Raw genomic sequence first — 12,936 nt, forward strand, 5'->3', positions numbered from 1 at the left:
CCCCAATGGCTGGCCGCAACTTTTTTGAGACACGCTGTCAGTGCGGCAGGATGTTCTTGTAGACCTTGCCGTCTTTCATGATCACCACGAAATTCTTCGCGGGAGCCTCGACGAGAGCGATGTTGTCGAGCGGATTGCCGTCGACCAGCAGGAGATCGGCGAGCGCGCCCTCCTCGACGACGCCGAGCTTGCCGGGATAGGGATTGCGCAGGCCGGACAGGCTCAGCAATTCCGCGTTGGTCGACGTCGCCATGGCCAGCGCTTCGGCCGGTGTGTACCAGCGCGTCAGCGCGGCCAGCATCGAGCCCTGCTTCTCCGCCAGCGCCGGCGAGAACAGGACGTCGGTGCCGAACGCGGTCTTGATGTGGTATTTCTTTGCCAGCTGATAGACACGGTCCGTGCCGCCGACCACCTGCCGCAGCTTGTCCTGCTCCGCCGGCCCGAGCCCGGCACCCATGGACATATCCAGGAACGGCTGGGTGCTGAGCCAGATCCCCTTCTCCGCGATCAGCTTGGCGCTCGCCTCGTCCATGAGATGGCCGTGCTCGATACATCTCACGCCAGCTGCGATCGAGCGCTGGATCGCGATCGGGGTATAGGCGTGCGTGGCAACGTAGGTGCCCCAATTGTCGGCGGCCTCGACGGCGGCGCGCAGCTCGGGCTCGGTGAAGGTCGAGACGTCCAACGGGCTGAAGGGCGAGGCCACGCCGCCGCCCGCGGTGAGCTTGACCTGGGAAGCCCCCTGCATCAGCTGCTCGCGCGCGCGCACGCGCACCTCGTCCGGGCTGTCGGCCACCATGCTGCCACCAATCCGCTCCATGCGGCTGAGCATGCCGCCGATCGTTCGCGGCAGGTCGGACAGCTGGCGGAAGTCGCCATGGCCGCCGGTGATGGTGATGATGGCGCCGGACGGATAGATGCGCGGACCGGCGACGAGGTCCTCGTCGATGGCCTGCTTCAGGCCAAAGGTCGGCCCACCCATGTCACGTATGGTGGTGAAGCCGCGCATCAGCGTTGCGGTCGCTTCGCTGGCGGCGAGCAGGTTGTTGTAGCCGACATCGCCGGCAAGCGCCGCCATCGGCGTCGGGCGCACCAGCATTGCGTGCCAATGCGCATCGATCAGCCCCGGCATCAGCACCCGGCCGCCGCCGGCGATGACCTGGCCGGTCGCCGCAATGTCCGCGGTCGAGATCTTCTCGATCTTGCCATCCCTGACGAGGACGTTGGACGCGGCCGAGAGCGTCGCGTTCTTGCCGTCGAAAATCTTGACGTTGCGGAATAGGACGGCATGGTCCTGCTGGGCCGGCGCTGGCGACGCGCTACAGAGAAACACTGCAAGCAGCACCGCGAGCCCGGCCCGCACTTTCAATCCCAACATATTCAGTCTCCGCCCCGCTACGTTGTTATGCAGTCCCAGCCACGGGCCGCCACGCGAACGTCAGCCAGCCGATGCCGAGCAACATTCCGAGCGCCAGAGCCGCTCGGGAAATTGCCGGATAGACCTGTGAATTCTCGCCATCGCGAATTGATTTGAAGCGTCGCCACACCTCGTTGACCAGCGACTGCACGGTGTCGTCACCGAGCAAATGGCCGGTCGCGACATAGGCCGTCTCTCGTTCGTCAGCCAGAGGTCGCGCCACGGCACCACTCCGCAGAACGGATTCAATGCATGTCGGCTCCGTTCTAGAACTCGACGCTTGCGGTCAGTTGATTCCGCCGACCAAGGCGAGTCAATTTTCAACCACAAGGCGATTTTGCAGCCCTGCCATACGGCTCCATCCAAAATGCAATGATCGCGCGATGAATCGGGAATTTGCGGCAAATGCGTAAGTGCCGCTGTCGCGTGTGTGGCGAACTATCATCAAATGGCAAATGTTCGGCTGAAAGCGAGATCAACGAAAGATCGCAGCGGCGTCGCCCGCCGTGCGATTGAATTACGCGCCCAACACGTCCGCGAGCCGCAGCTCGTCGGCGGCGGGATCCTTCAGAAACAGCTCAGCCTCGATCTCGTTCAGATGCGACAGCATCTGTGCGCGCGCGGCCTGCTTGTCGCGCTTGCGGATCGCGGTGACGATCTCGGCGTGATGATCAGTGCCGCAGGCCGGCGTGTCGTGACGGCGATAGAGCAGGATGATCAGCGAGGAGCGCGCGATCAGCTCTTTGAGGAAGCCGAGATAGATGCTGTGGCCGCTCATCTCCGCGATGAGCCGATGAAAGTCGCCGGAGAGCCGGACCGAGGCGCGCGCATCGCCACGCAGCTCGGCCTCGCGCTCTTCAGCAAGATGCTGCTGAAGGCGATTGAGCCAGACTGGCGAGACGGCGTCGACAGCGTGATCGACGATGGTGGGCTCGATCAGCCGGCGCGCTTCGAACACCTCGCGGGCATCCGCCGGTGTCGGGCGCGCGACGAAGGCGCCACGGTTCTTCTCGATGTTGACGATGCCTTCATGCGCGAGCTGCTGCAGCGCAGTGCGGACCAGCGTGCGGCTCGCGCCGTAGATCTCGCCGATCTCGTCTTCGCCGAGCTTGGTGCCCGGCAGCAGGCGATGCTCGAGGATCGCCGCGGTCACGCCCTCCCTGATCCGGCTGACGCGATCGCTCACGTCGGGGGCATCGGATTTCGGGCGGGATTTGGCGGCCATTCGTTCGAGGAGCTGGGTTTGAGGGCGCAGTCGCGACGTTCGGTCCGATGGTAGTCGACGAGCTGTATCCAATCACAGGCGAAACTTTATACAATCTTCGCCCATTTCGTGTGCATATCCCTGCCGCCCCGTGCGCCGCACAAACTCGGCCGGATTCGATCTAACGACCTGACTCCGCTGCACAGTTTCTAAATTCGACCAAATTTGCGCTGTTGGCACGGACCTTGCGGAGAGAGGGAACATCGCCCCTCTCGCGGACACGCCATGGCCACTCCCGCCGCTCTCGAACTGGTCGCCGTCACCAAGCGCTATGACACGACGCTGGCGGTCGACACCGTCAATCTGAAGATTCCCGCCGGGACCTATTGCTGCCTGCTCGGCCCCTCCGGCTGCGGCAAAACCTCGACCCTGCGCATGATCGCGGGCCACGAGGCGGTCAGCGAGGGCGACATCATCCTGGGTCCGCAGAACGTCACTGATCTCGAGCCGGCCAAGCGCGGCACGGCGATGATGTTCCAGTCTTACGCCCTGTTTCCACACCTGAGCGTGCTCGACAATGTTGCGTTTGCCCTGAAAATGCGCGGCGTCGACCGTGCGACGCGGCACAAGCGCGCCGGCGAATTGCTTGAGCTCGTCGCCATGACGCCCTATGCGGCGCGGCTGCCGGCCCAGCTCTCCGGCGGCCAGCAGCAGCGCGTCGCGCTCGCCCGCGCCCTGATCACCGAGCCGCAGATCCTCCTGCTCGACGAGCCGCTGTCCGCACTCGATCCGTTCCTGCGGGTAAAGATGCGCGGCGAGCTGAAGCGGCTGCAGCGCGAGCTCGGCATCAGCTTCATCCAGGTCACCCACGGCCAGGAAGAGGCGATGGCGCTCGCCGACCACATCGTGGTGATGAACCAGGGCAGGATCGAGCAGCAGGGCACGGCCCGCGACATCTTCCACCATCCCCGCACCGAATTCGTGGCGCGTTTCATCGGCGGCCACAACGTCCTCAGCGACGCCGGCAACCTCATCGCCGTGCGCGCCGATCAGCTCGGCATCAAGCCGGTCACTGAAGGCGCGTTCGGCGCACCGGCGCTGCTGACCCAGACCGAGTACCAGGGCTCCTACGTCGCCGTCTCGCTCACGCTCGACGACGGCAGCGCCCTGTTCGCCCACGTTCCCGAAGCCACCTTCGACGTCCACCCCTTCCGTCCTGGCGACCGCGTGCTGGTCACCTGGGATCCCGCCAAGGCGCAACGTCTGCAATAGCGCCGTCATCGTAGAAAATGCGCAACACAGAGGAGTGACTGGAATGACCGAGACTACCAGAAAGACCGGCGTCAGCCGCCGTACGCTACTCAAGAGCACCGCAGGTCTCGCCGGCCTCGCCGCCGGCTCCGGTGCCATCACCGGCTTCCCTTACGTGATGTCGGCCGAGCCGAAGGTGCTGCGCTATCTCGGCACCGCCGTGAACGAGGGTGACGACATCTCCAAACAGTGCCTGAAAGACACCGGCATCAAGATCGAGTACATCACCGCAACCACCGACGACGTGACCAAGCGCGTGATGACCCAGCCGAACTCTTTCGACGTGCTGGATACCGAATATTTCTCGCTGAAGAAGATCGTGCCGTCGGGCAACATCCTTGCCCTCGACGCCAAGAAGATCAAGGAATTCGACAACATCACGCCCGTCTTCACCAAGGGCGAGACGCCTGGCGGCAAGAAGATCGGCGGCCAGGGCACGGCGCCCTGGAAGGTGCTCTATCTCGAAGGCAAGGATTCCAAGACCTTCTCCAAGACGGCGACCGAGTTCGTCACGCTGATCCCGACCGTCTACAACGCCGACACGCTCGGCATCCGCCCCGACATCATCAAGCGCCCGATCAGTTCCTGGGCCGAACTGCTCAACCCCGAGTTCAAGGGCAAGGCCTCGATCCTCAACATCCCCTCGATCGGCATCATGGATGCCGCAATGGTCGTGGAAGCCACCGGCAAGTACAAATATGCCGACAAGGGCAACATGACCAAGGAGGAGATCGATCTCACCATGAAGGTGATGACCGAGGCCAAGAAAGCCGGCCAGTTCCGTGCGTTCTGGAAGGACTTCAACGAGAGCGTCAATCTGATGGCTTCGGGTGAGACAGTCATCCAGTCGATGTGGTCGCCGGCGGTGACGAAGGTGCGCTCGATGGGCATCGCCTGCACCTTCCAGCCGCTGAAGGAAGGCTATCGCTCCTGGGCCTCGGGCTTCTGCGTCTCCAAGGGCGTCTCGGGTCCGAAGCTCGACTGGGCCTATGAGTTCGTGAACTGGTTCCTGTCCGGCTATGCCGGCGCATATCTCAACCGCCAGGGCTACTACTCGGCCGTGCTCTCGACCGCGAAAGCCAACATGGAGCCCTACGAGTGGGCTTACTGGATGGAAGGCAAGGCGGCCGAGAAGGACATCAAGGCGCCCGACGGCTCGCTGCTGGAGAAGGCAGGCTCCGTGCGCGATGGCGGCTCCTACGAGGACCGCATGGGCGGCGTCGCCTGCTGGAACGCCGTGATGGACGAGAACGACTACATGGTCCGCAAGTGGAACGAGTTCATCGCGGCGTGATGGACACGTCGGAAGACATCCTGCAACAGCCAGCCCCGGACCTCGTCCGGGGATCGGAGACGGCGCGCCCTGCAAAAGCGGCGCGCCTGTCGCCCTCCTTCATCTCCTGGCTTCAGGCCGGGCCGATGATGCTGGTGTTTCTCGCCTTCTTCCTGATCCCGCTCGTCTTCGTCGTCATCGTCTCCTTCTGGGACTACAACGAATATCAATTGCTGCCGGCCTTCTCGGGCCGCGGCTACACCGACACGTTCGAAGGCTGCATCGCGCAGCTGCCCGATCTCTGCACCATCGCCAAGACCTATCTGAAGACGCTGAAGCTGTGCTTCCTGGTCTGGGCCATCACGCTCTTCATCGGCTTCTGGGTCGCCTATTTTCTCGCCTTCCACGTCAAGTCCAAGACCTGGCAGATGGGACTGTCGCTGCTGTGCACGATCCCGTTCTGGACCTCCAACGTCATCCGCATGATCGCCTGGATCCCGCTGCTCGGGCGCAACGGCCTGGTGAACTCCGGCCTGATGAAGACGGGCCTGATCGGCCAGCCGATCGAATGGCTGCTGTTCTCCGAATTCTCCGTGGTGCTGGCGCTGGTTCACCTCTTCACCTTCTTCATGGTGGTGCCGATCTTCAATTCGATGATCCGCATCGACAAGTCGCTGATCGAGGCGGCTTATGATGCCGGCGCGACCGGATTCCAGACGCTGGTCAACGTCATCATTCCACTCGCCAAGCCCGGCATCGTGATCGGCTCGATCTTCGTCATCACGATCGTGATGGGCGATTTCATCACCATCGGCGTGATGGGCGGCCAGCAGATCGCGGCTGCCGGCAAGATCATCGAGACACGGGTGAACGCGCTGCAATTCCCGGCCGCGGCCGCCAATGCCGTGATCCTGCTCGTCATCACCTTCCTGATCATCACCATGATGTCGCGCATCGTCGACATCAAGAAGGAGCTGTAGGCGATGAAGGAAGGACGCCCGCGCTCATTCTACGTGCTCGCGATCTTCTTCGCGGCCTATGTGCTGTTTCTCTACGGCCCGATGATCGCGATCTACGTGCTGTCGTTCCAGGGTCCGCAAGGCGGCCTCACCTTCCCGATGAATGGCGTGTCGACTTTCTGGCTGGCCAAATTGTTCCAGGGCACCGGCATCGTCGATCTCGGCGCGGCCTTCCGCCGCTCGCTGCTGCTCGGCGTCATCGTGATGGCGGTCACCGTCGTGCTGTCGGTCGCCGCCGGCATGGCTTTCCGCCGGAAGTTCAAAGCGCAAAGCATCCTGTTCTACTCGGCGATCGCGAGCCTCATCGTTCCCTCGATCATCACGTCACTGGGGATCTCGCTCGAATTCCGCATCATCGACGATTTGATCAAGGCACACTGGAACGAGAATTTTGAGACCTCGATGGGCCTGCTCACCTCCGGGCTCGGCGCGCATCTGACCTGGACGCTGCCGTTCGGCCTCCTGATCATGTTTGCGATCTTCAACCGCTTTGATCCCCGACTCGAGGAAGCCGCGCGCGATCTCGGTGCGACGCCGTGGCAGGCCTTCCGTCACGTCGTGCTGCCGATCATCCTGCCTTCGGTGATCGGCATCGGCCTGTTCGGCTTCACGCTGTCCTGGGACGAACTCGCGCGCTCCAGCCAGGCGATCGGCGCGGTGAATACATTGCCGCTCGACCTCCAGGGCCTCACCACGACGGTGACGAACCCGGACATCTATGCACTCGGCACCATCATCTCCGCGGTGTCCTTCGCGGTGATCACGCTTGCGCTCGGCACCATCCACATGCTCAACAAGCGGCAGGCGGCCAAGGGCTCGGACGCCGGCAAAGGGCTCGTCTAACTGCGATGCGACTGCACGTCGTCAATCCCAACACCACTGCAGCTATGACGGCGAAAGTCGCCGCGGCGGCGCGCGCGATCGCGCTGCCCGATACGGTGATCGATGCGCGCCAGCCCACGATGGGGCCGGTCTCGATCGAGGGGTTTTACGACGAAGCCTTCGCCGTCCCCGGCATGCTCGGCTGCATCCGCGACGCTGACCGCGACGGCGCCGACGCGCATGTCATCGCCTGCTTCGACGACACCGGCCTCGACGCTGCGCGTGCGGCGGCGAAAGCGCCGGTGATCGGCATCGGCGAAGCCGGCTTCCACGTCGCGAGCCTGATCGCGGCGCGCTTTGCGGTGGTGACAACGCTCAGCGTCTCCATCGTGCCGATCGAGCATAATTTGCGGAAGTATGGCCTTGCAGAGCGCTGCGCCCGCGTCCGGGCCGCCGAGGTCCCTGTGCTAGCGCTCGAGGAACGCAATGCAGACGCCCTTGCCAAAATCTCCACGGAGATCACGGCCGCGATCCGCGACGACCGCGCCGAGGCCATCGTGCTGGGATGCGCCGGCATGGCCGATCTCGCAGCCGAGCTCTCAGCCACCCATAGCCTGCCGGTGGTCGACGGCGTTGCGGCTGCGGTGACGCTGGCGGAGGGACTGGTGCGGCTTGCGCTGACGACCTCCCGGCGCGGCCCCTATGCGGCACCGCGTTCGAAGACCTATTCAGGCCCGTTTGCGCCGTTCCAACCGTAAGCTTCCCGTACCCTGATACTCTCCGCTCAACCTGATTTCGGCCAGGAGAGGGACTTCGTTTGGGCGTGCCGACCCCGCCCGCCAGAGCGTCGCCTTGGGTCAATTGCGCTTTTTCCAGCGGCGGCCACCTTTTCGTCCCATTTGTTGCCGAACTGTAACGCTTTCGGGACGCCGCCTCGTTCTGCGTTCTTGTGCTGCCGCTCTTCGCCACTCACCAAGTTTCAGTTTGGGTTTTGTCAGCGATGATCGATCTCGCAGAGGACACACGGTCCAATCCCCTCCTCCGTCTCGGTGCCCAGCCGATCGCGTTGACGGCTGCAGCGCTGCTGCTGCTGATCGCCGGCGTCACCTCGATCGCGATCTGGCGCGCCTATACCGGCACAGCGCCTGAGACCGACCGCGTGGTCGCGTCGCGGCAGCTTCAGGCGCGCACGGCGCAGGCCTCCGAGCAGCTCGTCGAGAAGACCAAGGGGCTGGAAGCGACCCAGCAGGAATCGATCGACCAGCTCCAAGTGGTCCAGGACCAGCTTTTGACCATGAAGAAGCTGCTCGCCTCGCAGCAGGCCGACACCAAGCGCCTGTCGGACCAGGTCGCCAATCTCAACGAGTCCATTGACGGCTTGCGGCAATCCTTTGCCAGCGTCCGCTCCACCGAGGCGGATACGCCCTCGGTTACCTCAAGGAAACCGGCGCGTCACCGCGTCCACGCCAGCGCGCGCAAACGCGCTCGCAGCTGATTGGATCCCGGGCAGACGTCTTTTATTTTTGCCACTTGTGAAATGGATCACATTCGTCCGTATGATTCCGCGCGATGCTCGCCCATACCGGATGGCGTGAGCCGATTTTAATATCCGGGGCTGGCAAGGTCGTTGACGGTATACTGCGTCAACGGCCTTGTTTTTTACTGCCGCGGTATTTGGGTGCCTCGGCCAGGCACCCGCGCTTGGTCTCAGCCCTATTCGCAGACCTGAGCGCGACGGACGCGCCAGCCCCATTGCGTCATGACCCGCTTCCGCACGAGATAGCACTGCGCGCCGTAGCCGCCATCGTCGTAGCCGGCGCCGTAATAATAGGGGTCGCCGTAGCCATAGCCATAAGCTCCGTAATAGCCGGCGCCCGCGATGCCGGCACCGATTGCGACACCGGGCCAGAAGCCGCCGCCGTGCCAGCCATGGCCCCAGCCGCCATGACCCCAGCCACCATGGCCCCAGCCACCGCCGCCGCCCCAATGGCCGCCGCCGATATGGCCGCCACCGCCGAAACCGCCCCTCGCTTGCGCCGTCTGAGGCGCTGCGAGACCGACTGCCGCGACGGCCAGTGCGGCCATGATCATCTTGCGTAACATCAACTCATCCTCCGCGTGGAAACCGTCCACACTCCAAAGAGAGGCCAAGCTAATGTCACTCGATCATTGATGATAGGCGGGATGGCTCACTTCCACGCGAGCAATCAGCTTGAAACAGGGAGGCAGAAACGATCATGCGCAAACTGATCGCGTTCGACGAGGATACGTTCGACAAGCTGAAGCAATTGGGGCGCGACAGGATGGCGACGTTTCAGGAGCTTGCGGACGAAGCCTTCGCCGACCTCCTGAAGAAGCACGGCATCCCGATCGACCTCAGGGACGCCTTGCGCAAGAGCGCACGACTGGACCGCGAGGCGGAGAAACCAAGGGCGCGCTCCAGAACCAGAAAGGTAAAAGCAAGATGACGGATCGCGATCCCTTTGCAGACGGCGAACGCGCAGCGCGCGATGGAAGCCCGCGAGGCTGAAGGCGGCTGAGCTCAGCCGATCCGCTTCAGGCCCTTCTTGAAGCGCGGACCATTGCCGACGTAGAAGCGCGCCGCACTTCCCATCTTCTGCACCTGGGCGTCGTCGAGCGTGCGGATCACGCGCGCGGGCGAGCCGATGATCAGCGAGCGTTCGGGAAACTCCTTGCCCTCGGTGATGACGGAGCCGGCGCCGACGATGCTGTTGCGGCCGATCTTCGCGCCGTTCATCACGATCGAGCCCATGCCGATCAGCGCGCCCTCTTCGATGGTGCAGCCGTGCAGGATGACGTTGTGGCCGACGGTGCAGTTCTTGCCGATCACCATGGGAAAGCCGAGATCGGTGTGGCAGGTCGAGCCGTCCTGCACGTTGGCGCCCTCGCCGATCTCGATCCACTCGTTGTCGCCACGCAGCACCGCGCCGAACCAGACGCTCGCGCCCGGCTTCAGGCGCACGCGGCCGATCACGGTAGCAGTCTCCGCGATGAAGTAATTGCCGTCAGAGGGAAGATCGGGCGCCTGCCCGTCGAGCTCGTAGATCGCCATGGAGGTCTCCTGTCGCGTCAACCCCAGCCATAGCGAAACGACGTCGCGGAGGCAAAGGGCCGCCGCGCCATGCAGCCCTGCAAGGCGTCAGCCCAGCACGCCGGTCGCGCGCAACGTCATCAGGAAGAAGGTGCCGCTCATCATGCTCCAGAAGCCGGCGATGACGGTCGCCATCATCACGAACTCGAAGCGGCGGCTTTCCAGCCGCATGCCGCGCAGCGTGTTGCGCATGATGATGAAGGGCGCCGCGAACACCAGGAACGGCACCGCCGCAAACGTCCTGGGGGCCACGCCCTCCTGCAACAGCCCGAAGCCTGCGGGCCTCTGCGACATCGCCTGGTATCCATTTGCGAGCGCGCCCGCGAGCGCGAAGCCGATGCAGATCGAGAAGAGCGTGTTGAAAGCTTCAGGTGTCATCGGAACAGTCCGCCCATACGCAACGCGAGGAGCTTTCCTGTGACAAATAGTGCCGGTTAACGCTACATTATCCTTAAGCGAAGGTTAACGTTGCCGCCCGGTTCACGCAGGGCCCTCCTCCGATCCTGGTAGCTGGGAACCTTCCGCGAACTCGCCGCCGCGTGGCATATTCGCCGGTGATTCGTCGGCCACCGGCCGACCTCCGGGACCATTTGCACGACGTCATGACGGTGTTTTCGGCAAGCTCTCCGCGCTCTTCCAGGACAAGCGCAAGGACGCGCGCCCGGACGCATCTCGTGCCGCTGGCGCTCACCGGCGCATTCGCAGCGAGCGCGATCGCGCTGGTTGCCTATCTGTTGTGGCCGACCTGGAGCGCGGGCGGTGCGGACGCGCCGGACAAGCTGCCGGTCAGCGTCGGCGGCACGCTGTTCAACCTGCCGATCCCGGCGATCCGGATGAAGATCCAGCGGCACTCCGGTCCGCAGGAGCGCATCGATCTCGATTTCCTCTATCCCTCGCTGGAAGCGCCGAACGGGCCGCGGCACGTGACGGCCGATACGGTGGACACGGCGATGCAGCCGATCGACCGTGTCTTCCTGTCGATCGCCGCGCATCACGATGCGCTCTCGCCCGAGCAGCGAACTGCGACGATCTATCCGCGCTATTTCGACCAGGCCACGGCGACGCCAGACGACGGGCTGACGGTGCGGACGTTCCGCGCCGACACGCCCTATGGCAGCGAGGACCTCTATTCAGCGACCAGCCCCGCGCTGACGGCGCGCTGCACGCGCGATGCAGCCACGCCCGGCATGTGCCTGTCCGAGCGCCGCGTCGGCGGCGCCGACCTCACCTTCCGCTTTCCGCGCAGCTGGCTGTCGCAATGGCGCGACGTGGCGGAGGCGATGGAGAAATTGACGACGCAGTTGCGCGGACCGAAGGGCTGAGCACGGCCGCTCTGCTGCCGCTGCAGGGACTTTGTCGGCCTGCAATGGCGAGCTCCGGTCGTAGATCGATTACTGCTCCTTCTTGAACACGTCCTGGAAGATGAGCGGGCCCCAAATGCGGCCGCGTGCGTGCACCAGCGCGCCGCCCTCGCTGAGTTTTCCCAGCTTGACCGGTGCGAACCCGAGTTGTTTGGCCAGGGCCGCCACGGGAGCGATCGCGTCCTCGACGTCACCAGACAGAAAGACGACCCGGTGCCCACCCTCGACGATCGGATCGGCAGCCAGGACGGCCGCAGCCAGGTGATTGAAACCTTTCACGAGCTTGGCGCCGGTGAACGCCCTCGCGACAAAGGCGGAGGACGGGAGGCCGTCCAGCTCTTCAGGGCGAACGCCAAACGCGTTCGTCGCGTCGATGACTGTCTTGCCTTCCCAGCTCGGCAGGGCCTTCGCAACCGCGCGATGCTCCCCGAACGGGACCGCCAGGATGATTGTGTCGGCCTCGAGTGCATCCCGCAGCGACTTGGCGACGACCCCGGGTCCAATCGCCCGAGCCTGCGGCGCCAACGCCTCGGGCGGCCGGCGGCTCGCGACGGTCACGTCGATGTTTTTACGGGCGAAAGCGCGGGCGAAGGCCTGTCCTACCGCACCGAATCCTACAATCGCATAGCTCATCATATTTCTCCGATCCGTGTTGATATTGATTCCCCGGCCTTTCAGATGGCCGAGAAGCCGCCGTCGACAGACAGCTCCACCCCGTTCACGAAGCTGGAATCGTCCGACGCAAGAAACAGCGCGACCGCCGCAATTTCCTCAGGGCGACCCATCTTTCCCCGCGGGATCAGGGATTCGAACATCCGCTTCGCCTCCTCGGTGAGAACCTGGTCCTGCATCGGCGTGGCGATCGGCCCCGGGCTCAACACGTTCACCCGGATATTCCTGCCCTTCAGTTCGTTGAGCCAGGTGCGTGCGAATGAGCGCAACGCCGCCTTGCTCGCCGCATACACGCCGTAGCCAGGAAAACCCTTCACCGAAGCAACCGACCCGGTCATGAAGATCGATCCGCCATCGCGAAACAGCGGCAACGCCTTCTGAACCGTAAACAGCGTGCCGCGCGTGTTCAGGCCGAAGGCCGCATCGAAATGCTGCTCGGTAATCTCGCCCAGTGGGACGGCTTCACCCATGCCGGCGCTCGCGTATAGGACGTCGATCCTGCCCTTTTCCCGTTTGACCGTGTCGAACAGACGGTCGAGGTCGTCGAGATTGGCCGCGTCGCCTCGCACGCCGGTCACGTTCCGGCCAATCAGCTTGACGGCCTCGTCGAGCGCCTCCTGCCTCCGGCCCGTGATGAAAACGTAAGCCCCTTCTTCAACGAACCGCTTGGCGCTCGCCAGCGCCATGCCGCTCGATCCACCCGTGATGACTGCAACCTTGCCTTCAAGCTTTCCCAAGACTTTTC

16 protein-coding genes are annotated in these 12,936 nt (G+C 63.9%); 8 read left to right on the top strand and 8 right to left on the bottom strand.

Annotated features, from left to right (window positions below; translation table 11 throughout):
* Window positions 1-37: 37 nt before the first annotated feature.
* The 3 genes from K3F49_RS01925 to K3F49_RS01935 form a co-directional block, all read right to left on the bottom strand.
* Window positions 38-1,378: a metal-dependent hydrolase family protein gene (locus K3F49_RS01925; protein WP_234679072.1), complete on the bottom strand. Its 1,341-nt coding sequence runs from the start codon at window positions 1,376-1,378 to the stop codon at window positions 38-40.
* Window positions 1,379-1,403: 25 nt separating this feature from the next.
* Window positions 1,404-1,640, bottom strand: coding sequence for a hypothetical protein (locus tag K3F49_RS01930; protein ID WP_234679073.1), 237 nt, complete (start codon window positions 1,638-1,640; stop codon window positions 1,404-1,406).
* A 294-nt stretch (window positions 1,641-1,934) separates the two neighbouring features.
* Window positions 1,935-2,642: a GntR family transcriptional regulator gene (locus K3F49_RS01935; protein ID WP_234679074.1), complete on the bottom strand. Its 708-nt coding sequence runs from the start codon at window positions 2,640-2,642 to the stop codon at window positions 1,935-1,937.
* Between the two features lie 264 nt (window positions 2,643-2,906).
* Between K3F49_RS01935 and K3F49_RS01940 the strand changes: the two genes are divergently transcribed.
* From K3F49_RS01940 to K3F49_RS01965, 6 genes are all read left to right on the top strand, one after another.
* Window positions 2,907-3,893 (top strand): ABC transporter ATP-binding protein, encoded by a 987-nt coding sequence (locus K3F49_RS01940; RefSeq protein WP_234679075.1) that lies wholly within the window; start codon window positions 2,907-2,909, stop codon window positions 3,891-3,893.
* 43 nt (window positions 3,894-3,936) lie between these two features.
* A complete protein-coding gene (locus K3F49_RS01945) occupies window positions 3,937-5,226 on the top strand; it encodes an ABC transporter substrate-binding protein (RefSeq protein WP_234679076.1) in 1,290 nt (429 codons plus the stop codon).
* Complete coding sequence (locus K3F49_RS01950) at window positions 5,226-6,185, top strand: ABC transporter permease (protein WP_234680555.1); 960 nt, start codon at window positions 5,226-5,228, stop codon at window positions 6,183-6,185. The genes K3F49_RS01945 and K3F49_RS01950 overlap by 1 nt, the downstream gene beginning before the upstream one ends.
* Before the next feature lie 3 nt (window positions 6,186-6,188).
* Complete coding sequence (locus K3F49_RS01955; protein ID WP_234679077.1) at window positions 6,189-7,067, top strand: ABC transporter permease; 879 nt, start codon at window positions 6,189-6,191, stop codon at window positions 7,065-7,067.
* 5 nt (window positions 7,068-7,072) lie between these two features.
* Entirely contained in the window at window positions 7,073-7,804 is a 732-nt protein-coding gene (locus tag K3F49_RS01960) for an aspartate/glutamate racemase family protein (RefSeq protein WP_234679078.1), read from the top strand.
* 242 nt (window positions 7,805-8,046) lie between these two features.
* The gene (locus K3F49_RS01965) at window positions 8,047-8,541 is read left to right on the top strand and encodes a hypothetical protein (protein WP_234679079.1); all 495 of its coding nucleotides are present in this window, start codon (window positions 8,047-8,049) and stop codon (window positions 8,539-8,541) included.
* A gap of 218 nt (window positions 8,542-8,759) precedes the next feature.
* Here the strand turns inward: K3F49_RS01965 and K3F49_RS01970 are convergent, their stop codons facing one another.
* On the bottom strand, window positions 8,760-9,149 hold the full coding sequence (locus tag K3F49_RS01970) for a hypothetical protein (RefSeq protein ID WP_234679080.1): 390 nt from the start codon (window positions 9,147-9,149) through the stop codon (window positions 8,760-8,762).
* Window positions 9,150-9,283: 134 nt separating this feature from the next.
* On the opposite strand from K3F49_RS01970, the gene K3F49_RS01975 reads away from it, so the two are divergent.
* The gene (locus K3F49_RS01975; protein WP_234679081.1) at window positions 9,284-9,514 is read left to right on the top strand and encodes a hypothetical protein; all 231 of its coding nucleotides are present in this window, start codon (window positions 9,284-9,286) and stop codon (window positions 9,512-9,514) included.
* A gap of 74 nt (window positions 9,515-9,588) precedes the next feature.
* Here K3F49_RS01975 and K3F49_RS01980 read toward each other — a convergent pair whose 3' ends face one another.
* Together K3F49_RS01980 and K3F49_RS01985 are read right to left on the bottom strand one after the other, a co-directional pair.
* Entirely contained in the window at window positions 9,589-10,119 is a 531-nt protein-coding gene (locus tag K3F49_RS01980) for a gamma carbonic anhydrase family protein (RefSeq protein WP_234679082.1), read from the bottom strand.
* A gap of 87 nt (window positions 10,120-10,206) precedes the next feature.
* On the bottom strand, window positions 10,207-10,536 hold the full coding sequence (locus tag K3F49_RS01985) for a DUF6949 family protein (protein WP_027536204.1): 330 nt from the start codon (window positions 10,534-10,536) through the stop codon (window positions 10,207-10,209).
* 224 nt (window positions 10,537-10,760) lie between these two features.
* Here K3F49_RS01985 and K3F49_RS01990 point away from each other — a divergent pair, with 224 nt between their 5' ends.
* On the top strand, window positions 10,761-11,480 hold the full coding sequence (locus K3F49_RS01990; protein WP_234679083.1) for a hypothetical protein: 720 nt from the start codon (window positions 10,761-10,763) through the stop codon (window positions 11,478-11,480).
* Between the two features lie 69 nt (window positions 11,481-11,549).
* On the opposite strand, the gene K3F49_RS01995 is transcribed toward K3F49_RS01990, so the two are convergent.
* Window positions 11,550-12,152 carry an NADPH-dependent F420 reductase gene (locus K3F49_RS01995; protein WP_234679084.1) on the bottom strand — a complete coding sequence of 201 codons (603 nt, stop codon included), beginning with the start codon at window positions 12,150-12,152 and terminating at the stop codon, window positions 11,550-11,552.
* Window positions 12,153-12,193: 41 nt separating this feature from the next.
* Window positions 12,194-12,928 (bottom strand): SDR family NAD(P)-dependent oxidoreductase, encoded by a 735-nt coding sequence (locus K3F49_RS02000; protein ID WP_234679085.1) that lies wholly within the window; start codon window positions 12,926-12,928, stop codon window positions 12,194-12,196.
* Window positions 12,929-12,936: the final 8 nt, after the last annotated feature.

This window comes from Bradyrhizobium monzae (assembly GCF_021458635.1).
Lineage (GTDB): Bacteria > Pseudomonadota > Alphaproteobacteria > Rhizobiales > Xanthobacteraceae > Bradyrhizobium.